The organism is Terrisporobacter glycolicus ATCC 14880 = DSM 1288 (assembly GCF_036812735.1).
Taxonomy (GTDB): domain Bacteria; phylum Bacillota; class Clostridia; order Peptostreptococcales; family Peptostreptococcaceae; genus Terrisporobacter; species Terrisporobacter glycolicus.
The window spans coordinates 3764549-3790385 of sequence record NZ_CP117523.1 but is presented as its reverse complement, the minus strand read 5'-3'; the positions used below and the strand labels follow the sequence as shown (position 1 = coordinate 3790385).

Genomic DNA, 25837 nt, shown 5'->3' with positions numbered 1-25837 from the left:
AAGTGTAACACATTATAAATAATTACATATTATTGAGGAGATGATATTTTGAGTGGAAAAGTAAAAAAAGAAATATTTGAGTGGGTTAAGGTATTTGCATTAGCAATAGTTTTTGCTTTTATCATAACACAATTTATAAAACCAACACTAGTAAGAGGAGACTCTATGTACTCTACTTTAGAAGAAGGAGATTACTTAATTATAAATAGGATGTCTTATAAATTTAAAGAGCCTAAACGTGGAGATATTATCGTATTTGAATCTGACTTACAACAAGAAGATGGAAGTAGCAAGGACTTGGTAAAAAGAGTTATAGGTGTAAGTGGAGATAAAGTTAAGATAGAAAATTCTAAAGTATATGTTAATGGAGAAGAATTAGTTGAACCTTATATTCATGATGAAATTACAGAAGGTGATATAGATACGGTTGTCCCAAAAAATTCTGTATTTGTATTGGGAGATAATAGAGAAATAAGTTTAGATAGTAGATATGAAAGCGTAGGTTTTATTAATGACTCAGATATATTAGGTAAAGTTTTTGTTAGGTTATATCCTTTTAATAAGATAGGTTTATTAGGATAATAATAATCGTAAAGGGGTAGTTAAAATGAAGCAATTAAATTTAACTATAGAAGATGAAAAAAAATCTTTTTTAATTGAAGATACTTCAACAGGCATAAAGTTAGAAGATATTGCTTGTGAAATTAAAAATAATTATTCTGGCTATATAACTTTAGCATCTGTAAATAATAAATTAAAAGAATTAACAACACAGGTATCAGATGATTGTAATATTAAATTTATAGATACTAATAATAGTGATGGATATAGAGTATACTCTAGATCTTTGACTCTTGTATTTATAATGGCTTGTGAAGAACTATATGAAAACTGTAAAGTAAGTATAGAACACTCTTTATCAAATGGTTTGTACTGTGAAGTCAGTACAGATAGAATATTGAATGAAAAAGATAGAGAAGCTATTAAATTAAAAATGCAAGAAATTATAGATGCAGATTATAAAATTGAAAAAACAATTGTAACTAAGAAGGAAGCGATAAATTTTTTCAATGAATATAATATGAAAAGTAAAGCAGAGTTATTAAAATATAAGGAACATGATGATATAAAAATTTATAAATGTAATAATCATGTGGATCATTTTTATGGACATATGTTACCATCTACAGGTTACTTAAAAATATTTGATGTTTTAAAGTATGAATGTGGATTTATATTGCTTGGACCTAGAGAAGGTGAAAAGTTTAAAGTTAGAGAGTTTATTCCTCAACCAAAACTATCAAATATTTATTTGGAAATGGAAAACTGGTCTAAACTAATGGGCGTAGATACAGTTTTATCTTTAAATAAGATAATAGAAAATGGAACATATGGAGAATTAATTAGAATAGTTGAAGCTTTACAAGAAAAAAAACTAGGACAAATAGCAGATATAATAAAGAAAGAAAACAAAAGAATAATATTAATTGCAGCACCATCATCTTCTGGAAAAACTAGTTTTGCTCACAGGCTATCAATACATTTAAAAGTAAATAACTTACAGCCTATCTCAATATCATTAGATGATTACTTCGTAGATAGAGATAAAACTCCGCTAGATGAATTTGGGAATTATGATTTTGAATCTATATATGCAATAAATTTAGATAGATTTAATAAAGACTTAAGTGATTTATTAGAAGGAAAAGAAGTAACTATTCCAAAATTTAATTTTAAAAAGGGAATAAGTGAAGAAGGCAAAAAACTTAAAATAGAAAAAAATCAACCAATAATACTAGAAGGTATTCATGGCTTAAATCCGACTTTAACATCATCAATACCTGACAAGGAAAAGTTTAAAATTTATCTTAGTGTATTAACACAGTTAAACTTAGATGATCATAATAGAATACCTACTACAGATTTAAGGTTAATAAGACGTATTGTAAGAGATAATCAATTTAGAGGTCATAACGCTACAAGAACAATATTAACTTGGAACTCTGTAAGAAGAGGAGAAAAGCAAAATATATTCCCTTATCAGGAAGAAGCGGATATGATTTTCAACTCGTCTTGTGTATATGAACTGGCAATTTTAAAAGCTTATGTTAAACCATTATTAGAAGAAATTGATTCAAGTAGCGAAGCTTTTAGTGAAGCTAACAGGCTATTAAAATTTCTTCAATACTTTGTGGAGCTTAAAGATATATCAGATTTACCACCTACATCAATAATTAGAGAATTTATAGGTGGAAGTAAAATAGTAGACTAAAACGAACTGTATAGTTCGTTTTTTTTGTTAAATTTTATTAACTATATATTTTAAAATATTATAATAAATTATTATATAATAAAAATAGTGTATATAAACTCTATATTTAATTAGCAATTTATATATAAATATAACAAAAAATAAGCGATATTATGACAAAAAGTATGTAATTTTATACATAAATAAAGTATGGAACTGAAAAATATAAAAAAAGTAAAAAAATAAGTTTAAATATGTATAAGCTTTTGACAATTATATACGCTTAATATATAATGGGATTATATTAAATAAAAATGTTTTAGGGGTGGAATATATGAAAGATGTATTAGTATTGAGAGATTTAGATTGTATAAAAGCAATTGCTCATCCTCGTAGGGTAGATATTTTGAAAACGTTTGATAAGGAACCCTTATCAGCGAAACAGTTATCAGAAATATTAGATGAGCCACATGCAAAAATTAACTACCATATCAAAACGCTTTATAATGTGGGGATTTTAGAATTAGTTGAAGAAAAGATTAAGTCAGGTATTGTAGAAAAATATTATTATCCAACTGCAAATAATATAGTTATTAGTAGAAAAATAATAGATTATACTTTAGAGCAAGAAATAGATACAGACTTTGTATCTATATCAGATTTTGAAGATACTGTAGAATCTTTCTATGATGCGGCTGAAGCAGGCGCTTTAAATGGGGACAGCATTTTAGAATATGATAATGTGTTATTAACAAAAGAAGAAATATCTGAATTAAGAAGTGCATTCAAAGTTAAAGTTAATGAAATAATTGCAAAAAGGGATAATAGTAATAGAGAAAATGAAAAGAAACATGATGTAGTGATGTTCGCAATTCCTTCACAAAATAAATAAGAAGATTATAAAAGTATCAATTGTATATTGATACTTTTTTTTGTTAAAAAAATGACACTTATGAATCTGCATAGAATAGTGACAGGTTATATGAAAATAATATAACATATATATTATATATAATAAGGAGGTTGAAGAGTTGAGAAGTCTTGGAAATACAAATATGATAATTAAAGAAGTTGGATTTGGGGGAATACCTATACAGAGAATCACCCAAGAGGAGACAAATAAAGTTATCGAAGAGTTAGTAAATCAAGGTGTTAATTTTATAGATACAGCAAGAGGATATACTGTAAGCGAAGAGTATATTGGAAATGCTATTGAAGGTAGAAGAGAAAAATTTTATATTGCAACTAAAAGTATGTCTAGAAATTATGATGACATGAAAAGGGATATAGATATAAGTTTGAAAAATTTAAAAACTGATTATATTGATTTATACCAAATACATAACCTTAAGGTAGAAGAATATAATAATATATTTGATAAGGACAAAGCATACAGAGCTTTATTAGAAGCAAAAGAAGAGGGAAAAATAAAGCATATAGGAATAACTAGTCATAGTTTGGAAATAATATCAAAAGCTGTAGAAGATGGCAAATTTGAGACTATACAATTTCCATACAATATTGTTGAAGATCAAGCAGATGAAGTTTTTAAAAAAGCTTATGAAAAGGGAATAGGAACTATTACTATGAAACCTCTAGCTGGAGGAGCTATTGATGATGGTTCTTTGGCTATAAAATATATATTATCAAAAGAATATATAGATGTAGCTATTCCAGGTATGAATACAATTGAACAAGTCAAGGAAAATGTTTCGGCAATAGGTAATAAAAAGCTTACTCATGAAGACCAGTTAAGGGTTGAAAAAATTAGAAAAGATTTAAATGGAAATTTTTGTAGAAGATGCGAATACTGTCTTCCATGTCCTAAAAACATAAATATACCGCAAAACTTTTTATTGGAAGGATACTATACCAGATATAATTTGAAAGAATGGGCATTAGAAAGATATGAATCACTGGGTGATGCTAAGGCTAGTAAGTGTATAGAATGTGGTATTTGTGAAGAAAAATGTCCTTATAATTTACCAATTAGAAGTATGCTTAAAAATGTATGTGATAGATTGGAAAATAAATAAATTAAAAAGCAGCAATTACATCTTAGATGTTTTAGCTGCTTTTCTTTTAGAAAATATTTAATTCTAATTTATTTGACAAATCTTCAAGCACGTTTAATCCGCCAATACTATTTCCTTTTTTGTCTAATGCAGGGCCAAATACGCCTATACCCATTTTTCTTGGAACAGATGCCATTATTCCTCCGCCTACACCAGATTTGGCTGGAATACCAACTTTAAGAGCAAACTCTCCAGAAGCATCGTACATTCCACAAGTAACCATAAATGTTTTTACCATTCTAGATATATTTTCACTTATTACACGTTCACCAGTTTCTATATCGATACCATAGTTTGAAAATAGTAAGCCAATTCTGGCTAAATCAACTACATCAATTTCAATAGAACATTGCTTAAAGTATAAATCAAGTGTTTCTTCCACATCTCCTTCTATAAATCCATCATTTTTTAATAAATAACCCATAGCTCTATTTCTATCACCAGTTAATTTCTCAGATTCATAAACAGATTTATTTATTTCAAGAGAATCATTCTTAGCAAGTTTTCTGAAGAATGATAACATACGTTCTTCTTTTTCTTGTAGGTTTTTTCCCTTTATTAGAGAAGTAGTTACTATTGCCCCAGCATTTATCATTGGATTGCAAGGCTTTTTAGTATCATTAGTTTCTAACTTCATTATAGAGTTAAAAGGATCTCCGCTTGGTTCCATACCCACCTTAGAAAAAACATAGTCCCACTCATTATCCATTAAAGCCATAGCTAAGATTATAGGTTTTGATATACTTTGGATAGTAAATTTTTTATTATAATCACCGGCGCAGTAAATGTTATTATATTTATCTATTACACATATACCCAAATCATCGCTATTTACATTTTTTAATTCGGGGATATAACTAGCAACTTTTCCGTTAGCTGTACACTTTTTATTTGATAGAATTATATCATTCAATATATTTTGCATATTAAGAGTCCTCCATATGTTCATATTTTAATAAAAAATTATTTTTAAAAATATAAAATAATATTAAATTTTAATCGTTTTGTTATAAAACAAATTATTTTGAAATAATATTGTATGTAACATTATACTTTGAAACTGGATAAAGTTCAATTTCAACTCTTGGATTTTCTTTATCAATATAATCAAATAATAAAACAGGCTTTAATTGTTTGTCATTTTTTATAATACCGCTTTTTTCTATTCCGTCACAAATACTTTTTGGGTAGTTATGTAAATCCCCCATTCTTTTATTAGGGAAATATAATTTCATAACGGTTATTAAATCTTCTTCTATAACTTCACCATCATACTGTGTGTTTATGTATCCAGCAATCATGTTCTCATACGCTACGTATTTAGAATATTTTCCTTTTGATGGCATCCAAGCTTGACCATGAACGTTATGCAGTTTAAAATTAGATTTACTGATAGGTCTTCCTGGGATTGTTAGTTTAATCAAATTATCACTTCCTTATCATTAGTTTATTATAAAACTAAAGAGGATTTAAAGAAAGGATATTTTATGAATAAAGATGAAATTAAAAAACTTTTTTATAATAAAGGACTAGATGTTGTGGGAGTCACCACTGTAGGCCCATATTATGAATTAAGAAAAACATTAGAAGAAAAAGTTAATGCAAATCTTGTAACAGGTATGGAAGAACCTGATATAGAAAAAAGAATAAATCCTAAATTAATTATGGAGGATGCATCATCAATTATAGTATGTGCATTTCCTTATTATATAGAACAAAATCAGAAATCAAATATATCAAAATATTGCTATGGACTAGATTATCATTTAGTAATAAAAGAGAGGCTTAATAACATATGTGAGGAGATAAAAAAAATAGATGAAAGTTTTGACTATAAAATTTTTGCTGATAATGGGCCTTTAGTAGATAGATATTTAGCCTATTTAGCAGGTATTGGTTACTATGGAATTAATAATAATATTATTACAGATAAATATGGTTCTTACGTGTTTATTGGGTATATAGTAAATAATTATGACCTTGAACCTGATAAACCTACAAATAAAACATGTATAAAGTGTAATAAATGTGTAAAATATTGTCCGGGAAATGCTTTAGAGGGAAATTATAAAATGGATCCTAAAAAATGTGTTTCATTTATAACTCAAAAAAAAGAAGAGCTTACTTCTGAAGAAATAGTAAAAATTAAAAAGAATAAATCAATATTTGGATGTGATATATGTCAGCAAGTTTGTCCTCACAATAAAGATATATGTGAAAGTAATATTGAAGAATTTACTGTTAATTTAATAACTAATTTAAATGAGGAAGAAATCAATAATATATCAAATAAAGAATTTAAGCGAAGATACAAGGATAGAGCCTTTAGTTGGAGAGGAAAAAATATTATAAAAAGAAATATGGATATATTAAAAGAAAAGTCTATGAAGTGATAAATCATAGGCTTTTTATTTTTTGAAAATTATTAAGTCAAATTAAAGAAGGCTAATACATATAATTAATTAAGTTTATAAGAGAGTATAATCTTAGTTCATATAAATAGGGGATGGAAAGGGGAATAATATGCAAAAATTTAACAATACGTCAGAAGTAGAACCTTTAAAAGATTTTTTGGGTCAAGACAGAGCAGTAACAGCTATGGAACTGGGTTTAAAAATAGATAACCCTACTTATAACATATATATAGCAGGTGACCCTGGAACAGGAAAAAGCACTTATACCATGAAAATATTAGATGAATATTCTAAAGACAAAAATAGTCATAAAGATTGGTGTTATGTATATAATTTCGATAATCCAAGAGAGCCTATTGTAATAAGTTTAGAAAGAGGAAAGGGAAAGATATTTAAAGATGATATAGAAGAAATGATAGATAAATTGTTTGAAGAAATAAAAGAAGCATTTGATAGTGAAGAATATGAGGTAAATAAAAATACATTATTGGAAGAATATGAAATGCAAAAGGAAGATTTGATTAAAAAGATAAAAACTTATGGAGAAGAAAAGGGATTTAAGCTTAAAAGTAGTAAGGTAGGTATGGTGTTTGTTCCTTTAAATGAAAATTTTGAAGATGAAGTATCTTCAGAAGAGTTTTTTAAGATAAAAAAAGAATTAGAAAATATGGCAATAAAAGTAGTTTATCAGATAAGAGAAATTGAGGAAAACATAAAAACTATAATGATTGAAATAGAAGATGAAGTTGGGAAATTAGTCGTTGATCCTCATATTGAAGAATTAAAAGAAAAATATGGGGACTGCGAAAAAATTATAGATTATATTAATAAAGTTAGAGAAGATATATTAAAAAATTTAGAACTATTTTACTTAGATGATGAGGAACTTAGAGAATATTACAATAAAGATTGCTTCTTAAAATACGCAGTGAATTTATTTGTAGACAATGAAAATAATGAAAAGGCGCCTGTTATTGTTGAAACTAATCCAAGTCCATCAAATCTATTCGGTAAGGTTGAGTATGATTATAATAGTGGCAATATAAAAACTGATTTTACGAAAGTTTTTTCTGGATCTTTGCAAAAAGCTAATGGAGGATATTTAGTCTTGTACGCTCAACAACTTTTATCCTACCCCTTATCATGGGAACTTTTGAAAAAGGCTATACAGTCACAAAAAATTCCGATGGAGACAAAGGTATCAATAGAACCTGAGGAAATACCACTAAATTTGAAAATTATATTAATTGGAAGTAACTATATTTATGATGTGCTTTATAGATATGATAGTGAATTTAGTAAGTGTTTTAAAATGTTTGTGGATTTTGATAATGAAATGGATAGAAGTGAAGTTACAGAATATGGAATGGCAAAATTTATAGCATTTCAATGTGAAAAAAATAAATTAAATCATTTTACTTATGAGGCTGTAGAAGATGTTATAAAACATAGTACTAGATTAGTGGGAAGTAAGAAAAAACTATCAACAGACTTTAATAAGTTACTTGAGATAATAACAGAATCAGATATTTTTGCAAAACTAGAGAATAAAGAATTTGTGGAAAAGAAACATGTGGAAATAGCTATATTAGAAAAACGTAAGCGTTTAAATAAAATAGAAAATAAGATTGATGAATTTATTGAAGATAATACAATAATGATTGATACGGAAGGTAGTAGAGTTGGTGTGATAAATGGATTATCAGTTCTTGGTATGGGAGAATATTCATTTGGAAGACCATCAAGAATTAGTGTAACTACTAGCATTGGGAATAGAGGTATAATAAATATAGAAAGAGAAGTAAAAATGAGTGGAGCAATACACAATAAAGGAGTGCTTATTTTGCAAGGTTATTTGGCAGAACAATTTGCGCAGGAATACCCGTTATCAGTAAATGCATACATTTGTTTTGAACAAAATTATGGAGGAATAGATGGTGATAGTGCTACTTTAGCAGAATTGTGTGCATTACTATCTTCTTTAAGTGAAATACCAATAAAACAAAATATAGCAATTACAGGATCTTTAAACCAAAAAGGAGAAATACAAGTTGTCGGTGGAATTACAGAAAAAATTGAGGGATTTTACAATGTATGCAAAAAAAGAGGATTTAAAGATAAAGTGTATGGTGTGATTTTGCCAAAAGATAATATGGATAATTTAATACTTTCAGATGAAATGGAAAAAACAATAAAAGATGGCTGTTTTAAAATTTATCCTGTGAGCAAAATAGAAGAAAGTGTAGAGATTTTGACGGATAAAATGTTTAAAGACATCAAAAATTTGGTAAAAGAAAAATTAGATACTTATAATAAATCAAGAGAATCAAAAAAGGAATAAATGAATTGATATAATAGAAAGCAAGAACTTAATAAGTTTTTGCTTTTTTAATACAAAAAATCAAAAAATTGAGAATTATTACTTTGTTATAGATTGACTAATTTGATAGATAATAAAAGTAAAAGATAAAATAAGGGGGAAAATAAATGAAAGATGTAAATGAAATATTAGACAAGTTAGAGGAAATTTATCCAGATGCTCATTGTGAATTAGAGCACACTACAGCTTTTGAATTATTAATAGCTACTATATTATCTGCGCAGTGTACTGATGTTAGAGTTAATATGGTAACAAGAAAACTTTTTAGGAAGTATAATACGCCAGAGGATTTTGCAAATTTGTCTGAAGAAAAAATAATGGAAGAAATAAAAACATGTGGTCTTTATAAAAGTAAAAGTAAAAAAATCAAGGCAACATCAGAAATGATATGTAGAGATTATAATGGTGAAGTTCCAGATACTTTAGAAGAATTAACAAAACTTCCTGGAGTAGGAAGAAAAACAGCAGATGTAGTATTGAGCAATGCATTCAACAAAGATGCAATAGCGGTAGATACACATGTTTTTAGGGTTTCAAATAGGATAGGTATAGTTCATACAAAAACTCCAGAAAAAACTGAGTTTGCTCTTATGGATGTTATACCAAAACACAGGTGGTCTCATTCTCATCATGTATTAATATTTCATGGTAGGAGAATGTGTAAGGCAAGAAAACCAGAATGTGAGTTATGTCCAATAAAAGATGATTGTGATTTTTATCAAGGAAGGGAATGATACTATTGAAAAGACTTAAGATTGCAATATTTTTATCATTATTAATTGTATCCTTAAGCGATGTAGTCTTAAGTAATGCAATTGAACTTGAAGGAAAAATACACAAAAATATTTATGTTAGAGATGTTGATTTATCTAATTTAACAAAAGAAGAAGCTGAGGTGAAAATCAATAAAATACTTGATGATAATAATTCTTTTGTGTTGAATTTTAATGGGAAAAAATATGTTTTTTCTAAAGAGAATATAGGAACAGATTATGATGTAAAAGAGGTAGTTGAGAAAGCATATAATATTGGCAGAGATAAAGGGATTATAACTAATATAAAGACTAAAAGTAGTTTGACTATGGGGAAAAAGATAATACTAGATTATAGTATTACTTATGATGAAAAAAAATTAGATAAATATTTAAAAGAGTTGAATAAAAAAATATATATAAAACCTAAAAGTGCAACTATAAGAATAGTAAATGGCAAAATTATTGTAACTAAAGAAAAAGATGGTTATGAATTAAATAAAGACCAATTAAAAAATACAATAATTAAAAAAATAAAAGACCTAGACAATAAAGATGAAATTATACCTACTTCATCAGTTAAGCCATTTTATTCTTATAATGATTTAAGTAAAATTAATACGTCTTTAGGAAGTTTTGAAACTTACTTTAATGCTAATAATTATAATAGATCAAATAATATTAAATTAGCAGCAAATGCCACGAGCAATATATTATTAGACAAAGGAGAACTATTTTCTTTTAATTCATATATACAAAAATCTCATATTAATAAGTATTTAAAGGAAGCTCCTGTAATAGTAAATGGAAAACAAGAAAAAGGAATAGGAGGAGGTATGTGTCAAGTATCGAGCACTATTTATAATGCAGCTTTATATTCTGGCATGAAGATTGTTAATGTGAGAAACCATTCCATACCAAGTCCTTATATTGAAAAGGGAAGAGATGCTACTGTATCAGGTGGAACTATAGACTTAAAATTTTCAAATAAATTTGATAGTCCTATTTTAATACACAATCAGATTATAGGTAATAAGATTGTTTGTACCATTTATGGAAATAAAAAAGATTATAAAGATATTGAAATTATAACAGAAACTACGGATATACTTCATAATAGAACAATTAGAAAAAATAGTGAAAAGTATGAGCTTGGTGTAAAAGCTATAGAACAAGAAGGTAGAAAAGGATATAAAGTTCAAACTTATAGGGTGTATAAAAGCACATTGGGAAGCAAAACAGAATATATAGGTGAAAGTTATTATCCTTCTCAAGACAGAATTATTGTATATGGAACAAGAGAGTTAAGAAAGTAAGGTCAAAAAAGCAACTTTAATTAAAAGCATTTTCTGTTATAATGTATTTAGGAAAATATTAAAGTTGCTTAAAATTAAGCCAAATTTATATACTAGTAATTTAAACGGAGGAGCGTTATGTCAATAAACGTAGTATTAGTAGAACCTGAAATACCTCAAAATACAGGTAATATAATAAGAACTTGCGCCAATACAGGTGCAACGTTGCATTTAATAAGACCTCTAGGTTTTTCATTGGAAGATAAATATTTAAAAAGAAGTGGATTAGATTATTGGGATATATCTGATATAAGATACTATGATAGCTTAGAGGAGTTATTTGAAAAATATCCTGAAGGAAAGTATTTCTATTCTACCACTAAAACAGATCAATCTCATTCAGATATGAAATTTGAGGACGGTTGCTTTTTAGTTTTTGGAAAAGAAACAAAGGGACTACCAGAAACTCTATTAGCAGAAAATAAAGAAACATGTATGAGAATACCTATGGTAAAGTTAGAAAAAGCAAGATCTTTAAATTTATCAAATTCAGTTGCTATAGTTGTTTATGAAGCTTTAAGACAAATTGGTTATCCGAATATGAGATAATTATAATGACAAAGAGAGGAGATTAACGAGATGAATGAGATTAAAATAATATGTGATAGTTTATCTGATGTTAACAAAGAATACTTAGAAAAGTATGACATAGATGTGGTACCACTAACGGTTATACTTAATGAAAAAGAATACAGAGACGGTATAGATATGCAACCAGAGGAATTTTATAGAATTTTAAGGGAGGAAAATGCATATCCAAAAACCTCTCAAGCCACTTATGCTCAATTTAAAGAAATTTTTGATAAATATACAAAAGATGGTAAAAAAATATTATATATATCAGGATCGGCAGCAGCTACAGGTACATGTCAAAGTGCTATAATGGCTAAAAATGATACTGAAGGAGAAATATATATATATGATAGTAATAATTTAACTTTTGGGGCAGGTTTCTTTGTCGTTAAAGCAGCTGAAATGATAAATGAAGGTAAAACAATAGAAGAAGTGTTTAAGGTATTAGATGAAATTAAAGAAAAATATGTTCTTATGTTCTCAGTAGATACTTTAGAATATCTAAAAAAAGGTGGAAGAATATCTTCTACTAAGGCAACTGTAGGTAGTTTATTAAATATAAAACCTATATTAGAGGTTAAGGACGGATTAGTTTCTCAAGTTGGCCAAGTAAGAGGTAAGAAAAACGTATTAAATAAAATGATTGAATGTATAAAGGAAAGATTAGGGGACGATTTGGAGCAAGAAGAAGTTTACATAGGATATAGTGATGATTTAAAAGAAAGAGAAAAGCTTACTGAAATAGCTAAAGAAGTTTTCAAACCTAAAAAAATAGGATATTTTATAATAGGAACTTGTGTTGGGGCGCATTCAGGTCCTGGTGTAGGTGGAATATTAGTATTTAAGAAATAGATAAATGAAGGAGGTATTAATGACCTCTTTTTTTTATGTAAAAATATTCAGGAAAATATGTATAAATATGTAATAAAATGTAAAAATATTCTGTAAATAAAACATTAATATGTAAATAAATTATAATATAGTATAGCATATTTAGAATAATAACCCATAATTTGATGAAAAATGTAAAAAAAATTCAAAATAGTATAGATAAAATATCAAAAATAGTATAAAATAAAAAACATAAGAGAAGAAATATTTATATTTTTGAGGAGGGACTTATGAAATTAAAAAAATTAGTAGCTTTATCACTAACAATGGTAATGTCTGTAGGATTATTAGTTGGATGTGGGTCTAATAAAGATGAAGCATCAAAGAAGGTAGTAAAAGTAGGTATGATAACTGATGTTGGTGGAGTTCATGATGAATCATTCAACCAATCTTCATGGGAAGGTTTACAAGCAGTTGAAAAAGAATTAGGAAAAGATAAAATTGAAGTCAAAGTTTTAGAATCAAAACAAGACTCAGATTATGATTCAAATATAGATCAATTTATAGATCAAGAAATGGACTTAATAATAGGTGTTGGATATAAATTAGATAAAGCTATAGAAAAGGCATCTAAGGCTTATCCAAAGCAACAATTTGCAATAATAGATTTCGCTTACGAAAAACAACCAGAAAATGTAACTTCTTTATTATTTGAAGATAACGCTTCTTCTTACTTAACAGGATTAATAGCTGGTAAGATGACAAAAACTAACAAAGTTGGTTTTATAGGTGGTATGAAGGGTGTAGTTATATCTAAATTCGAAAATGGATTTAAAGCTGGTGTTAAAGATGCTAACCCAAAAGCAAAAATATCAGTGCAATATGCAAATAGCTTCTCTGATCAAGCTTTAGGAAAATCTATAGCGAACTCAATGATTAAAAATGGTGTAGACGTAGTATTCCCAGCTGCAGGTGCTGTTGGAACTGGTGCTATAGAATCAGTTAAGGAAAATGGAAAAATGGCTATAGGTGTTGATAGAGACCAAAACTCATTAGCTCCAGATAACGTAATAACTTCAGCTATGAAAAATATAGATGTTGCTGTTGGTAACTTAGCAAAATCATTTGTTGATGGATCTTACAAATCAGGTGAAGTTATAATAGGTTCATTAGCAACAGGAGGCGTTGGTATAGCTCCAACTTCAGACAAAAATGTTCCGGCTGATGTATTAGAATATGTTAAAGATAAAACAAAAGAAATAGTTGACGGAAAAATAAAAGTTCCAGCAACTGATAAAGAATACAAAGAATTATACGAAAAATAAAAATCCTAGGGTATAAATTCTTAAAATACATATTCCACCAAAGAATATATATTCTCTGGTGGAATATTTTTTTGATATACTATTCAACTATAATAAATAATGTAATACATATAATAAAAATATGGTAAATTATTATAAATGTTGGCAAAAAGTATACAAAATGATATAATTATTTAGTTAAATGTTGTACACTAATTACAAAATAATATTTAAGTGATACACTAATTAACAATCAAAACGGTTAAAAATCATATAATATTTTATCTTATAAATGTGAAATCTAGAAAAATTAATTTGGCTTAACAAATAGATTATATGATTTATGGATAATATATAGATATATTATCCGTTTTTTATTATGAAAAATATGGTCAGACAAGGAGGGCAAAGAAAGCTATGAATAACAATAGCATCGACTACAGTCAAAAAGTTGTTGAAATGAAAAATATAACTAAGAAATTCGGCGACTTCATAGCAAATGACAACATTAATTTGACTGTGCATAAAGGAGAAGTGCATGCGCTTTTAGGAGAAAATGGAGCAGGTAAGTCTACTCTTATGAATATATTATATGGACTTTATAATCCTACATCAGGAGAGATTTATATTAATGGCGAATTAGTAGATATAAGCAACCCAAATGTAGCAATATCAAAAGGTATAGGTATGGTTCATCAACATTTTATGCTTGTTCAACCATTTACAGTAGCTGAAAATATAGTATTAGGGACAGAACCAACAAAAAATGCAGGTGCTATAGATATGAAAAAAGCCATAGAGGATGTTAAAGAAATATCGACAAAATATGGATTATTCGTTGATCCTGTGGCTAGGATTGAAGATATAACAGTAGGTATGCAACAAAGAGTTGAAATATTAAAGGCATTATATAGAGGTGCAGAAACCTTAATTCTTGATGAACCTACAGCAGTTTTAACTCCGCAAGAAATAACAGAACTTATTAATATTATAAGAAATTTAACAAAAGAAGGAAAATCAGTAATAATAATTACTCATAAACTTAAAGAAATAAAATCTATAGCCGATCACTGTACTGTAATTAGAAGAGGTAGATACATAGACACTGTAAAAGTATCAGACGTAACGGAAAATGACTTGGCAGAAAAAATGGTAGGTAGGGAAGTTAACTTCAAGGTTGACAAAAAAGAAGCAAGGTCAACTAAAACAGTTTTATCGATTAGAGACTTAGTAGTAAAAGACAATAGAAGAATAAGAGTTGTTGATGGGTTATCTTTAGAAGTAAAAGCAGGAGAAATACTTGGGATAGCTGGAATAGATGGAAATGGTCAATCAGAATTAGTTGAAGCGCTTACTGGTCTTAGGAAAGTTGAATCTGGTCTTATAGAAATAAATGGGCAAACAGTAGTAAACAACAAACCAAAGCAAATATTCAAAAAAGGTATAAAGAATATTCCTGAAGATAGACAAAAAAGAGGTCTTGTTTTAGATTATACAGTTGCGGAAAATATTGTTTTACAAAACTACAAAGAAAAGAAGTATTCTAAAAATGGAATATTAAATACTGAAGCAATTAATAAAAAAGCTGAAGAAATAATTAAAAGATTTGATGTTAGACCAAATGACCTTAATGCTAAGGCAAGAGGATTATCTGGTGGTAACCAACAAAAAGTAATTATAGGTAGAGAAGTAACGAATATAGAAGCTTCTAGAGAAAATAGTCATGAACCACAACTATTGATAGCAACACAACCAACTAGAGGATTGGACGTAGGAGCTATTGAATTCGTTCATAAATCATTAGTTGCTCAAAGAGATGCAGGAAATGGAGTTCTTTTAGTATCATTAGAACTTGATGAAGTAATGAATGTTTCTGACAGAATAGCAGTTATATACGAAGGGCAAATAGTGGGTATATTAGATGCAAAAGATGCAGATGAAAATACACTTGGAATGATGATGGCAGGAGGTGACTGTAATGGAAAATAGCTTAAAAAGTAAGAAAAAATCTTTTATAGATGATGCTGTTAAGTTTTCATTCTTATCAATCCTTCTAGGTTTACTTGTTGGAGCAATAGTTCTTATTATTTCAGGAAACAGTCCTATAGAAGCTTATGGAGCTATGATTGAAGGTATAATTGGAAAGCCCAAATATATAGCATGGACTATAATAAAGGCTACACCATATATTCTTACAGGTCTTTCTATAGCCTTTGCTTTTAAAACAGGATTATTTAATATAGGTGCAGAGGGTCAATTTATAATAGGCGCACTAGTTGCAACAGTAGTGGGCTATAGTATTAACTTACCAGCTATAATTCATATTCCATTAACAATAATTTTAGCAGGGCTTGCAGGAGGACTTTGGGGTTCTATAGCAGGCTTCCTAAAATCTAAGTTTGGGATAAATGAAGTTATAGCAACAATAATGTTAAACTGGATTGCTTTTTACTTAAGTAACTTCATGGTATCAAGTTCGTTTATATCAGTACCCAATAGTGAAGCTTCAGTGAACATACAAGATAGTGCAAGTATAGGTATAGATTGGTTAAAAAGTTTAGTTGGACCAGCTACTAGTGTTAACTGGGGTATAATTATATCAATAGTACTAGTATTTGCAATATGGTTTATATTAACAAAAACTACTTTAGGTTTTGAACTTAGAGCAGTTGGTCACAATAAAGATGCAGCAGAATATGCTGGAATAGATGTTGGAAAATCAATATTAAAATCTATGGCTATAGCAGGTTTATTAGCGGGGGTTGCAGGAGCAATACAAGTTATGGGTGTAACTCATAATATAACAGTTCTTGCAGCACAAGAAGGATATGGATTTGATGGTATAGCTGTTGCATTAATAGCAAACAGTAATCCAATAGGAGTAATATTCTCAGGCTTATTATTTGGTGCATTTAAATATGGTGGAATAAAAATGCAATCTGTTGGAGCACCATCAGAAGTAATAAATATAGTTATAGGATCAATAGTATTCTTCATCGCATTAAGTAATGGATTAAGAATGTTATATATAAAAATGAAACAAAAGAAAACAAAAGGGGGTAATGTATAATGCAAGATTTAGCGATTATAATTAGTACAACGTTAATGTATTCAACTCCCCTTATATATACAGCATTAGGCGGAGTATTTTCTGAAAACTCAGGTATAGTTAATATAGGTTTAGAAGGTATGATGACAATAGGTGCATTTTCAGGTGCAGCAACTGGTTTTATAACAGGTAATCCTTGGTTAGCGTTTTTAGCAGGAGGATTAGCAGGAGCATTCTTTGCATTAATACACGCTTTTGCAACTATTAGTTTTAATGCAGACCACACAATATCAGGTGTTGCAATAAACTTATTGGCGCCAGGTTTTGCTTTATTTGTATCTAAAATAATGTTTGCTGGAGCAACTACAACACCGACAATACCAATGGAAAATAAAATACCAAGAATATTTAATGGTACATTCCCAGCTGGTAGTATATTAGACACAATTTTTAATAATTATGCAACTGTATATCTTGCATTTGTATTAGTAATAGTAGCATACTATGTTTTATATAAAACTAAATTTGGTCTTAGAATAAGATCTGTTGGTGAGCACCCAGGTGCTGCAGATACATTAGGAATAAATGTCTCTAGAGTAAGATATAGTTCAGTTTTAATATCAGGATTTTTAGCAGGGCTTGGTGGAGCTTCAATGTCACTTGCATTAGTTTCTTCATTTAGACCTACATTAGTATCTGGACAAGGATACATAGCTATGGCGGCTGTTATATTCGGAAAGTGGAGACCTCAATGGGCAGCACTTGCTTGTTTATTATTTGGTTTCTCTACAGCGTTATCTGTATACTTTGGAAGTCCAACACTACCATTCACAATAAATGAAAACTTATTATCTATGATACCTTATGTTGTAACATTAATAATATTAGTGTTATTTGTTAAGAGCTCTAAAGCTCCGTCGGCTTTAGGTAACCCTTACAAAAAAGGTGAAAGATAATCAATTAAAAGCTATGGAAATTAAATTTTCATAGCTTTTTTGTGTATTTTTATGTATAGAAAAATATATTTAATTTCAACTTATAAAATTTTAAAAAATGTTTAATAATATAACTATCGGTAAAATTATAAATAATTTATCGGGGTAAAGTGTATTAAAACCATGACAATATATAAAAAACGATGTATTAAACTAGAATAAGTTTCTTTTAATTATTTGGAAGGGGCGATACAATGACAGACAAAATGATGCAAATAAGTTTTTTACCCCAAGATATAGGACTAATTAAAGAATATTTCCATGGAAAGAATTACTCTAAATTGATTAGTTATGATAAAACTTTAGACAGTATATATGTAAATATGTCTAAAATGAAAAGTTGTGACACACTTTGCTCTGGTATTTCAGATTTAATAATAGGCTTAATAAAAGAAAGAGATTTAAAAGAGTACATATGGAAAACTTACACTAATATAAGTGAAGAGGATAAAAAAAGTGTATATAGAGAAGCTGTAAATTTATTTGACAAAAAAGAAGATTTTATAAAAGAAACTATATATAGTAAAGTAAATGAATTTATCATAGAAAATAACGACCTAAATTTAGAAGGATTTGTTAAATTTAGAATGAAAGATTTTATTAGTTATATTTCTATACTAAGTGATATTGCAATGGAAGAACATTTAATAAAAAGAGATAAAAAAGAATTTCTAGATTCTTTAAAATATTTTATCGATATACAAGAAGAAAAGATGGAATTACTTAGAATTACAATTATGAAAGATGGTAACTTTGTCCTGAGTGATGAAAATGGAAGAGAGGTTGAAAATCTTAATAATGAAGAAATTATGAATCTTGCTAGATCAGAAGATTTAAATAACGAAGATATTTTAATAAGTGCAATAATGACATTATGTCCTAAGAAAATAGAAATACTTGATAATTCAAATAATAATAAATCAAAAGATATTATAGAAATGGTAAATCTATTATTTGAAGGGAAGGTAACAGTAATATATAGTAATTAATTATTATATTATGGTTGAATGATAAATATCTATCTGATATAATTAAAGTTAATTAAAAATAATGTGATGAAGAGACAAAGTAAAATAGATAAATTGTTTTACAGAGAAGATGAGCCTTGGCTGTGAGCTTATCAAAAATAATCCTATTTGAAAACTAACTTGGAGCAGAATTTAGTAACATGTATATGTGAAAGTATTCGGTTGACTACCTTATAGTCATCAAGAGGATATGTATATTATATATATCAACTTGGGTGGAACCACGAGATATAGCTCGTCCCAATTTTTATGGGACGAGTTTTTTTATTGTTAAAATAATATATTTTAGGAGGTAAAATTATGATAAAAGTTACATTAAAAGACGGATCAGTAAAAGAATTTGAAAATGAACTTTCTGTTTTAGAAATTGCGAAATCAATAAGTGAAGGTTTAGCAAGAGTAGTCGTTGCAGCATCTGTTAATGATGAAGTAGTAGGACTTGACTATGTGGTTAAGAAAGACTGTACATTAAACTTATTTAAGTTTGATGATGCAGAAGGAAAAGATGTTTTTAGACATACTTCTGCACATATGTTAGCACAAGCTATAAAAAGATTATACCCTAATGCTAAATTTGCTATAGGACCAAGCATAGAAAATGGATTCTACTATGATATAGATTTAGAAGAAAGATTAACTATGGAAGATCTTGCAAAACTTGAAGCTGAAATGAAAAAAATAGCTAAAGAAGATCAAAAACTTGAAAGATTTGAATTACCAAAAGAAGAAGCTTTATCTTGGGCTAAAGAAAATGGTGAAATATATAAAGAAGAGTTAATAAATGATTTACCAGAAGGTGAAATCATATCATTCTACAAACAAGGTGATTTCACTGACTTATGTAGAGGACCGCACTTATTATCTACTAAAAAAGTAAAAGCTGTTAAATTACTTAGTGTAGCAGGTGCTTACTGGCGTGGAGATGAAAAGAACAAAATGCTTCAAAGAATCTATGGTATATCTTTTGAAAAAAATAAAGATTTAGAAGAATACCTACATTTATTAGAAGAAGCTAAGAAAAGAGATCATAGAAAATTAGGTAAAGAATTAGATTTATTCTTTATACCAGAAGAAGGACCTGGATTCCCTCTATTCTTACCAAAAGGTATGGAATTAAAAAATGCTTTATTAAAATATTGGAGAGAAATACATAGACAAGATGGATATGTGGAAATAGAAACTCCTATTATATTAAATAGACACTTATGGGAGACTTCAGGGCACTGGTACCACTATAAAGAAAATATGTACACAGTTCAAATAGATGAACAAGATTTTGCTATAAAACCAATGAACTGCCCAGGTGGTATGTTATTCTATCAAGCAAAACCACATTCTTATAGAGATTTCCCTATGAGAGTTGCTGAACTTGGTAGAGTTCATAGACATGAGTTATCAGGAGCTTTACATGGTCTTATGAGAGTTAGAGCTTTCACTCAAGATGATGCACATATATTCATGTTACCAGAACAAATAAAAGATGAAATAAAAGGTGTTGTAAAACTAATAGACAGTGTATATAAAACATTTGGATTTGAATATCATTTAGAATTATCTACTAGACCAGAAGATTCTATGGGTACTGATGAAGAGTGGGAAACTGCTGAAAATGGTTTAAGAGAAGCTTTAGAAGAATTAAACTTACCTTATGTACTAAATGAAGGTGACGGAGCATTCTATGGACCAAAAATCGACTTCCACTTAAAAGACTGTTTAGGAAGAACATGGCAATGTGGTACTATTCAATTAGATATGCAATTACCTCAAAGATTTGATATATCTTATATTGGACAAGATGGTGAAAAACATAGACCTGTTATGATACACAGAGTTGCTCTTGGAAGTATAGAAAGATTTATAGGAATATTAATAGAGCAATATGCTGGTAAATTCCCAGTATGGTTAGCTCCAACTCAAGTTAAGATACTACCTATATCAGACAAATATATGGACTATGCGAATGAAGTTAAAAAAGCTTTATTTGATGCAGGTGTAAGAGTTGAAATGGATGATAGAGCAGAAAAAATAGGATTTAAAATAAGAGAAGCACAACTTCAAAAAGTACCTTACATGTTAGTTGTAGGAGAAAAAGAAGCTACAGAAAATCAAGTAGCTGTTAGATCGAGAGATAAAGGCGAAATGGGAAGTATGAACTTAAGTGATTTCGTATCTATGGTAGTAAAAGAAGATGAGGAAAGAGTTAATATAGTTGAACAATAATTAATAAAAATAACCTAGGATTTAAATCCTAGGTTATTTTTATTTCTAGCAAGGTTCTTTTTGAATTAATGATTGCAATTCTTCTAAAGTCATAGTTTCCTTGTCGTATAAGTGATTAGCAACAAGGTGTAAATCATTTATATTTTCTTTTAATAATTTTAAAGTTTCCTTATAGCATTGTTCAACAATTTGATTTGCTTCTTTTTGAACTTGTTGTGACATAAAAGATTTTGAGTTGCCTTCTATTGTCATAAAGCCTAATTTGCTCATACCATATTCGCAAACCATTTGATCTGCAATGTCAGTAACTTTCTTTAAGTCATCTTTGGCTCCTGTAGATAAATGATTAAAAATAATTTCCTCTGCAGCTTTTCCTGCTAGTAATATTTTGATTTTTCCTATTAATTCTTCTTTTGTGTAAATATATCTATCTTCATCTGGAAGTTGAAGCACATATCCTAGAGCTTCCCCACGTGGAACGATAGATATTTTTTGTATAGGACAAATATTTACAATGTTGCTGACTAAGGCATGTCCAGCTTCATGGTAAGAAACAATTTTCTTTTCTTTTTCAATTAATACAGAGTTTTTTTGCTCTATACCAGCAATTACTCTTTCTATAGCTTTGTCGAAGTGATAATTTGTTACTTCATTACTATTGTCTCTTACTGCAAATATTGCGGCTTCGTTAGCTATATTCGCTAAATGTGCACCATTAAAACCATGAGTTTTACGAGCTAATAGTTTTAAATCAACATCTTTATGTAATGGTTTATTCTTTGTATGAACTTTTAAAATTTCATATCTACTATTATAGTTAGGTGAATTGATGCGTATATGTCTATCAAATCGTCCGGGTCTTAATAAAGCTTCGTCTAATAAATCTAGTCTGTTTGTTGCACCAACTATTATAATATTGTCATCCTTATTAAAACCATCCATTTCTACAAGTAGTTGATTTAGTGTTTGATCTTTTTCGTTGTTGCTTTCAGAATGTCTTCTAGCTCCTATGGCATCAATTTCATCAATAAATATAATACTTGGAGCTTCTTTTCTAGCTTTTTCGAAAAGAGTTCTTACTCTTTTAGCACCTACACCAACGTATTTTTCAACAAATTCAGAACCTGTTACATTAAAGAAAGATGAATCTGTTTCTCCGGCAACAGCAGATGCTAGAAGTGTTTTTCCTGTACCAGGAGGACCATAAAATAATATTCCTTTTGGTATTTTGGCACCCATTTTTATATATTTGTCAGGAGACTTCATAAAGTCTACAACTTCGAATAATTCTTCTTTTACTTCATCAAGTCCTGCCACATCTCTAAATGTGGTTTTGGGTTTACTGCTACTATGATCTTCAGAGCAGTTTTCTTTTTCCAGTTTTGTTTGAGCAAATACAGGGACTGGATTATTGATTTTTTTTAAAAAATTATTTATAATATTCATGTTAAACCACCTTTGAGGGATATAATTATTACTTACTTTATATTTTCCAAAGATGTAAAAATTTATTATAAAAATTTCAAAAAATAAACTTTTACATTAAGAGTATTGTCATAAAAGAGATCTTAGAAACAGAAAAATTATAAATTTAATATATAGAAAAAAATTATAAGAAAATAGTTGACAAATAACTCAAATAAGCGTATATTATATGGAGTAGTGATTAAAACTACAAAATAATTAGTAAAACAAGAAGAAGTCCGTTCTCGCCTTACGCCACAGGTTAGTAAGGTTAATATAAGTTTAGTTTATGTGTATTTCATAAACTAAGAGTAATTTTGACTTATATAGCGGATGATATTCAATCATTCGCTTTTTATTTTTATATAAAACAATTTGGAGGTGTCCTACAATTAGCAAAGAATTATCAATCAATGATCAAATAAGAGATAAGGAATTAAGAGTTATTTCAGAAACTGGTGAGCAGTTAGGGATTATGTCTTCTAGAGAAGCTCAAGCTATGGCAAATAGTAAAAACTTAGATTTAGTGAAAATATCACCAAATGCTAAGCCACCTGTTTGTAAAATAATGGACTATGGTAAGCATAAGTATGAACAATCTAGAAAAGAAAAAGAAGCTAGAAAAAATCAAAAAACTATAACAGTTAAAGAAATAAGACTTAGACCAGGTATAGAAGCTAATGATTTAAACACAAAAGCTAATAATGCTATAAAATTCCTTAAAAAAGGAGATAAAGTAAAAGTTGAACTTCGCTTTAGAGGAAGAGAACTTGGACATAAAGATATTGGTAAAGAAGTTATGCTTAAATTTATCGATATAGTTAAAGAGTTTGGAGAACCAACAAAAGCCCCAGCATTTGAAGGGAATAACATGGTTGTAATTATAGATCCAAAAAAATAGATGATTAACTGAGAGGAGGAATTTATCATGCCAAAAATGAAAACTCATAGAGGAGCAGCTAAAAGATTCAAGAAAACTGGAAGCGGAAAATTAAAGAGAGCTAAAGCTTTCAAAAGCCATATATTAACTAAGAAATCAGCTAAAACTAAAATGAACTTAAGACAATCTGCTATTGTTACAAAAGGTGATGCTGAAAGAATAGCACAATTATTACCATACTAAGAAGTAATTAATTCAATTTAAGTGATAGAATCGAAAATAAAAGACAATACACATAAGAATAAAGGAGGTCATGAACATGGCAAGAGTAAAAAAAGCGATGAACGCTCGTAAGAAGCATAAAAAAGTGTTAAAACTTGCAAAAGGATTCAGAGGATCTAGAAGCAAATTATATAGACCAGCTAATAATTTCGTAATGAAAGCATTAAAAAATGCTTATATAGGTAGAAAGTTAAAGAAGAGAGACTTCAGAAAACTTTGGATACAAAGAATAAACGCAGCTGCTAGAATGAATGGAATATCTTATTCAAGATTAATGAATGGATTAAAATTAGCAGGTGTTGAGGTTAACAGAAAAATGTTATCTGAAATGGCAATAAATGATCCACAAGGATTTGCTAAATTAGTAGAAGTTGCTAAAGCTAAATTAGCTTAATAGCTTCATATTATAATGAATACTAAGCATCTATAAGAGACAATAGTCGTTTATAGGTGCTTTTTTGCATAGATATCTTAAATTGCTAGAATAATAATATAAAAGGTTAAAAATAATTAATATAGTATAATGTTGTTATTAACTAGTAATTGTTTTATAATATTGTGATAGTTAAAATTCTTATAAATGAAGGAGGGGTAGACAGAATTGAAAACCATGTTGAAAAAGCTACTTATAAAAGCAAATACTATGAAGCCAGCACAAGTAATGGTTATAGGATTTGGGGTAGTAATATTATTTGGTGGACTTATATTAAATTTACCCATAGCTGCAAAAAGTGGTAAAAGTGTCGGACTTTTGAATGCACTATTTACATCCACTTCTGCCGTATGTGTTACAGGATTGATTGTAGTAGATACGAGCACTTACTGGAATGAATTTGGTCAACTTGTTATTATAAGCTTAATTCAGATTGGTGGATTAGGATTTATGACTATGGCAACCATGTTTTCTTTATTAACAGGAAAGAAAATAAATTTAAGAGAAAGATTACTAATACAAGAATCACTAAATCAAAGAGACTTGTCAGGTCTTGTAAAACTTACGCGATACATAATTATGATGACCGTTACTATTGAAGGTATAGGAGCCTTATTGCTATCTATTGTATTCATTCCTAAGCTGGGATTAATAAAGGGTATATGGTACAGCGTATTTCATTCCATATCAGCATTTTGTAATGCTGGGTTTGACTTAATGGGACCAATATCAGGGGAGTACTCATCTTTAATGTATTTTGTTGATAACTCATTAATAAATCTTGTGATCTGTGGGTTAATTGTACTTGGAGGGATAGGTTTCCCTGTCTTATTAGATGTAATAAATAATAAAAAATACTCTAAACTAAATGTACATTCTAAAATAGTTATAAACACTACTGCAATACTTATTGCTATAGGATTTTTATTCATATTTATTGTAGAGTTTAATAATAAAGGAACTCTAGGTGAACTTAGTATGAAGGAAAAATTATTATCCTCATTATTCCAATCAGTAACACTTAGAACAGCTGGATATAGTACTATAGATTTAACTTTACTAAAAGAGAGTACACTATTCTTAATGATAATTTTAATGCTTATAGGTGCGTCTCCAGCATCAACAGGTGGAGGTCTTAAGACAACTACAGTTGCTACTTTATTTTTAACAGTAAAATCATTTATTTTAGGCAAAGAAGATATAGAAGTTTATCAGAGAAGAATAAGTAGTACAACGGTTAGAAAATCACTAGGTATTTTCTTTATAGGTGTATTTGTAGCACTATTTGGTACATTAATGCTTACTATAGTGAGTCCAGGATTTTCACTACTTGAATCTGCTTTTGAAGTAGTATCGGCATTTGCTACTGTAGGATTAAGCCTAGGAGGATCGCCTACACTAACATCATTTGGAAAAATAATAATAATGATATTAATGTTCTTAGGAAGAGTAGGATCTCTTACTATTTTCATAGCATTACTTTCTAGAAGCAATAAAATAAAATCAAAAGTTAGATATGCAGAAGGAAAGATAATAGTAGGATAATAATTA

23 protein-coding genes and 1 other annotated feature are annotated in these 25837 nt (G+C 28.6%); of the genes, 20 read left to right on the top strand and 3 right to left on the bottom strand.

What is annotated here, in order from left to right:
* Positions 1-48 precede the first annotated feature (48 nt).
* The 4 genes from lepB to TEGL_RS18410 all read left to right on the top strand — a co-directional run bounded on the left by lepB (position 49) and on the right by TEGL_RS18410 (position 4287).
* On the top strand, positions 49-582 hold the full coding sequence (gene lepB, locus TEGL_RS18425; protein ID WP_018592021.1) for a signal peptidase I: 534 nt from the start codon (positions 49-51) through the stop codon (positions 580-582).
* 25 nt (positions 583-607) lie between these two features.
* Complete coding sequence (locus TEGL_RS18420; protein ID WP_018592022.1) at positions 608-2272, top strand: nucleoside kinase; 1665 nt, start codon at positions 608-610, stop codon at positions 2270-2272.
* A 313-nt stretch (positions 2273-2585) separates the two neighbouring features.
* The gene (locus TEGL_RS18415; protein WP_018592023.1) at positions 2586-3143 is read left to right on the top strand and encodes an ArsR/SmtB family transcription factor; all 558 of its coding nucleotides are present in this window, start codon (positions 2586-2588) and stop codon (positions 3141-3143) included.
* A gap of 139 nt (positions 3144-3282) precedes the next feature.
* On the top strand, positions 3283-4287 hold the full coding sequence (locus TEGL_RS18410; RefSeq protein WP_018592024.1) for an aldo/keto reductase: 1005 nt from the start codon (positions 3283-3285) through the stop codon (positions 4285-4287).
* Positions 4288-4333: 46 nt separating this feature from the next.
* Here TEGL_RS18410 and glsA read toward each other — a convergent pair whose 3' ends face one another.
* Together glsA and TEGL_RS18400 are read right to left on the bottom strand one after the other, a co-directional pair.
* Entirely contained in the window at positions 4334-5251 is a 918-nt protein-coding gene (gene glsA / locus TEGL_RS18405; protein ID WP_018592025.1) for a glutaminase A, read from the bottom strand.
* Positions 5252-5345: 94 nt separating this feature from the next.
* Positions 5346-5750: a RusA family crossover junction endodeoxyribonuclease gene (locus TEGL_RS18400; RefSeq protein ID WP_018592026.1), complete on the bottom strand. Its 405-nt coding sequence runs from the start codon at positions 5748-5750 to the stop codon at positions 5346-5348.
* A 63-nt stretch (positions 5751-5813) separates the two neighbouring features.
* Here TEGL_RS18400 and queG point away from each other — a divergent pair, with 63 nt between their 5' ends.
* The 12 genes from queG (at position 5814) to thrS (ending at position 21227) form a co-directional block, all read left to right on the top strand.
* Positions 5814-6719: a tRNA epoxyqueuosine(34) reductase QueG gene (gene queG / locus TEGL_RS18395; protein ID WP_018592027.1), complete on the top strand. Its 906-nt coding sequence runs from the start codon at positions 5814-5816 to the stop codon at positions 6717-6719.
* Between the two features lie 130 nt (positions 6720-6849).
* A complete protein-coding gene (locus TEGL_RS18390) occupies positions 6850-9081 on the top strand; it encodes a Lon protease family protein (protein WP_018592028.1) in 2232 nt (743 codons plus the stop codon).
* Between the two features lie 146 nt (positions 9082-9227).
* The gene (gene nth, locus TEGL_RS18385; RefSeq protein ID WP_018592029.1) at positions 9228-9854 is read left to right on the top strand and encodes an endonuclease III; all 627 of its coding nucleotides are present in this window, start codon (positions 9228-9230) and stop codon (positions 9852-9854) included.
* Positions 9855-9859: 5 nt separating this feature from the next.
* Positions 9860-11188 (top strand): VanW family protein, encoded by a 1329-nt coding sequence (locus TEGL_RS18380; RefSeq protein WP_169334775.1) that lies wholly within the window; start codon positions 9860-9862, stop codon positions 11186-11188.
* A 117-nt stretch (positions 11189-11305) separates the two neighbouring features.
* Positions 11306-11776 carry a tRNA (uridine(34)/cytosine(34)/5-carboxymethylaminomethyluridine(34)-2'-O)-methyltransferase TrmL gene (trmL, locus tag TEGL_RS18375; RefSeq protein WP_018592031.1) on the top strand — a complete coding sequence of 157 codons (471 nt, stop codon included), beginning with the start codon at positions 11306-11308 and terminating at the stop codon, positions 11774-11776.
* Between the two features lie 30 nt (positions 11777-11806).
* Positions 11807-12652: a DegV family protein gene (locus tag TEGL_RS18370; protein WP_018592032.1), complete on the top strand. Its 846-nt coding sequence runs from the start codon at positions 11807-11809 to the stop codon at positions 12650-12652.
* A 269-nt stretch (positions 12653-12921) separates the two neighbouring features.
* The gene (locus tag TEGL_RS18365; protein WP_018592033.1) at positions 12922-13956 is read left to right on the top strand and encodes a BMP family lipoprotein; all 1035 of its coding nucleotides are present in this window, start codon (positions 12922-12924) and stop codon (positions 13954-13956) included.
* Between the two features lie 396 nt (positions 13957-14352).
* Positions 14353-15924, top strand: a complete 1572-nt coding sequence (locus TEGL_RS18360; protein WP_018592034.1) for an ABC transporter ATP-binding protein — start codon at positions 14353-14355, stop codon at positions 15922-15924.
* Positions 15914-17005, top strand: coding sequence for an ABC transporter permease (locus tag TEGL_RS18355; protein ID WP_018592035.1), 1092 nt, complete (start codon positions 15914-15916; stop codon positions 17003-17005). The genes TEGL_RS18360 and TEGL_RS18355 overlap by 11 nt, the downstream gene beginning before the upstream one ends.
* The gene (locus TEGL_RS18350) at positions 17005-17940 is read left to right on the top strand and encodes an ABC transporter permease (protein ID WP_018592036.1); all 936 of its coding nucleotides are present in this window, start codon (positions 17005-17007) and stop codon (positions 17938-17940) included. Before TEGL_RS18355 ends, TEGL_RS18350 begins: the two co-directional genes overlap by 1 nt.
* 233 nt (positions 17941-18173) lie before the next feature.
* Entirely contained in the window at positions 18174-18968 is a 795-nt protein-coding gene (locus TEGL_RS18345; RefSeq protein WP_018592037.1) for a putative sporulation protein YtxC, read from the top strand.
* A 57-nt stretch (positions 18969-19025) separates the two neighbouring features.
* Positions 19026-19253 (top strand) — a binding site (T-box leader).
* Positions 19254-19307: 54 nt separating this feature from the next.
* On the top strand, positions 19308-21227 hold the full coding sequence (gene thrS / locus TEGL_RS18340; RefSeq protein WP_018592038.1) for a threonine--tRNA ligase: 1920 nt from the start codon (positions 19308-19310) through the stop codon (positions 21225-21227).
* A 45-nt stretch (positions 21228-21272) separates the two neighbouring features.
* Here thrS and ftsH read toward each other — a convergent pair whose 3' ends face one another.
* Positions 21273-22673: an ATP-dependent zinc metalloprotease FtsH gene (gene ftsH, locus TEGL_RS18335; protein ID WP_018592039.1), complete on the bottom strand. Its 1401-nt coding sequence runs from the start codon at positions 22671-22673 to the stop codon at positions 21273-21275.
* A gap of 409 nt (positions 22674-23082) precedes the next feature.
* Between ftsH and infC the strand changes: the two genes are divergently transcribed.
* The 4 genes from infC (at position 23083) to TEGL_RS18315 (ending at position 25831) form a co-directional block, all read left to right on the top strand.
* Entirely contained in the window at positions 23083-23592 is a 510-nt protein-coding gene (gene infC / locus TEGL_RS18330; protein ID WP_081617907.1) for a translation initiation factor IF-3, read from the top strand.
* Between the two features lie 27 nt (positions 23593-23619).
* Complete coding sequence (rpmI, locus tag TEGL_RS18325; protein WP_018592041.1) at positions 23620-23814, top strand: 50S ribosomal protein L35; 195 nt, start codon at positions 23620-23622, stop codon at positions 23812-23814.
* Positions 23815-23890: 76 nt separating this feature from the next.
* Positions 23891-24247 carry a 50S ribosomal protein L20 gene (rplT, locus tag TEGL_RS18320; protein ID WP_018592042.1) on the top strand — a complete coding sequence of 119 codons (357 nt, stop codon included), beginning with the start codon at positions 23891-23893 and terminating at the stop codon, positions 24245-24247.
* Positions 24248-24463: 216 nt separating this feature from the next.
* Entirely contained in the window at positions 24464-25831 is a 1368-nt protein-coding gene (locus TEGL_RS18315) for a TrkH family potassium uptake protein (protein ID WP_018592043.1), read from the top strand.
* Positions 25832-25837: the final 6 nt, after the last annotated feature.

Bases quoted from the DNA above. Each gene is read 5' to 3' on its own strand.
- TEGL_RS18415 (WP_018592023.1), top strand. From the start codon at position 2,586: ATGAAAGATGTATTAGTATTGAGAGATTTAGATTGTATAAAAGCAATT.
- TEGL_RS18360 (WP_018592034.1), top strand. From the start codon at position 14,353: ATGAATAACAATAGCATCGACTACAGTCAAAAAGTTGTTGAAATGAAA.
- TEGL_RS18390 (WP_018592028.1), top strand. From the start codon at position 6,850: ATGCAAAAATTTAACAATACGTCAGAAGTAGAACCTTTAAAAGATTTT.
- queG (WP_018592027.1), top strand. From the start codon at position 5,814: ATGAATAAAGATGAAATTAAAAAACTTTTTTATAATAAAGGACTAGAT.
- nth (WP_018592029.1), top strand. From the start codon at position 9,228: ATGAAAGATGTAAATGAAATATTAGACAAGTTAGAGGAAATTTATCCA.
- trmL (WP_018592031.1), top strand. From the start codon at position 11,306: ATGTCAATAAACGTAGTATTAGTAGAACCTGAAATACCTCAAAATACA.
- TEGL_RS18350 (WP_018592036.1), top strand. From the start codon at position 17,005: ATGCAAGATTTAGCGATTATAATTAGTACAACGTTAATGTATTCAACT.
- TEGL_RS18365 (WP_018592033.1), top strand. From the start codon at position 12,922: ATGAAATTAAAAAAATTAGTAGCTTTATCACTAACAATGGTAATGTCT.
- rpmI (WP_018592041.1), top strand. From the start codon at position 23,620: ATGCCAAAAATGAAAACTCATAGAGGAGCAGCTAAAAGATTCAAGAAA.
- rplT (WP_018592042.1), top strand. From the start codon at position 23,891: ATGGCAAGAGTAAAAAAAGCGATGAACGCTCGTAAGAAGCATAAAAAA.
- TEGL_RS18315 (WP_018592043.1), top strand. From the start codon at position 24,464: ATGTTGAAAAAGCTACTTATAAAAGCAAATACTATGAAGCCAGCACAA.
- ftsH (WP_018592039.1), bottom strand. From the start codon at position 22,673: ATGAATATTATAAATAATTTTTTAAAAAAAATCAATAATCCAGTCCCT.
- glsA (WP_018592025.1), bottom strand. From the start codon at position 5,251: ATGCAAAATATATTGAATGATATAATTCTATCAAATAAAAAGTGTACA.
- TEGL_RS18420 (WP_018592022.1), top strand. From the start codon at position 608: ATGAAGCAATTAAATTTAACTATAGAAGATGAAAAAAAATCTTTTTTA.
- thrS (WP_018592038.1), top strand. From the start codon at position 19,308: ATGATAAAAGTTACATTAAAAGACGGATCAGTAAAAGAATTTGAAAAT.
- TEGL_RS18345 (WP_018592037.1), top strand. From the start codon at position 18,174: ATGACAGACAAAATGATGCAAATAAGTTTTTTACCCCAAGATATAGGA.
- TEGL_RS18370 (WP_018592032.1), top strand. From the start codon at position 11,807: ATGAATGAGATTAAAATAATATGTGATAGTTTATCTGATGTTAACAAA.
- TEGL_RS18355 (WP_018592035.1), top strand. From the start codon at position 15,914: ATGGAAAATAGCTTAAAAAGTAAGAAAAAATCTTTTATAGATGATGCT.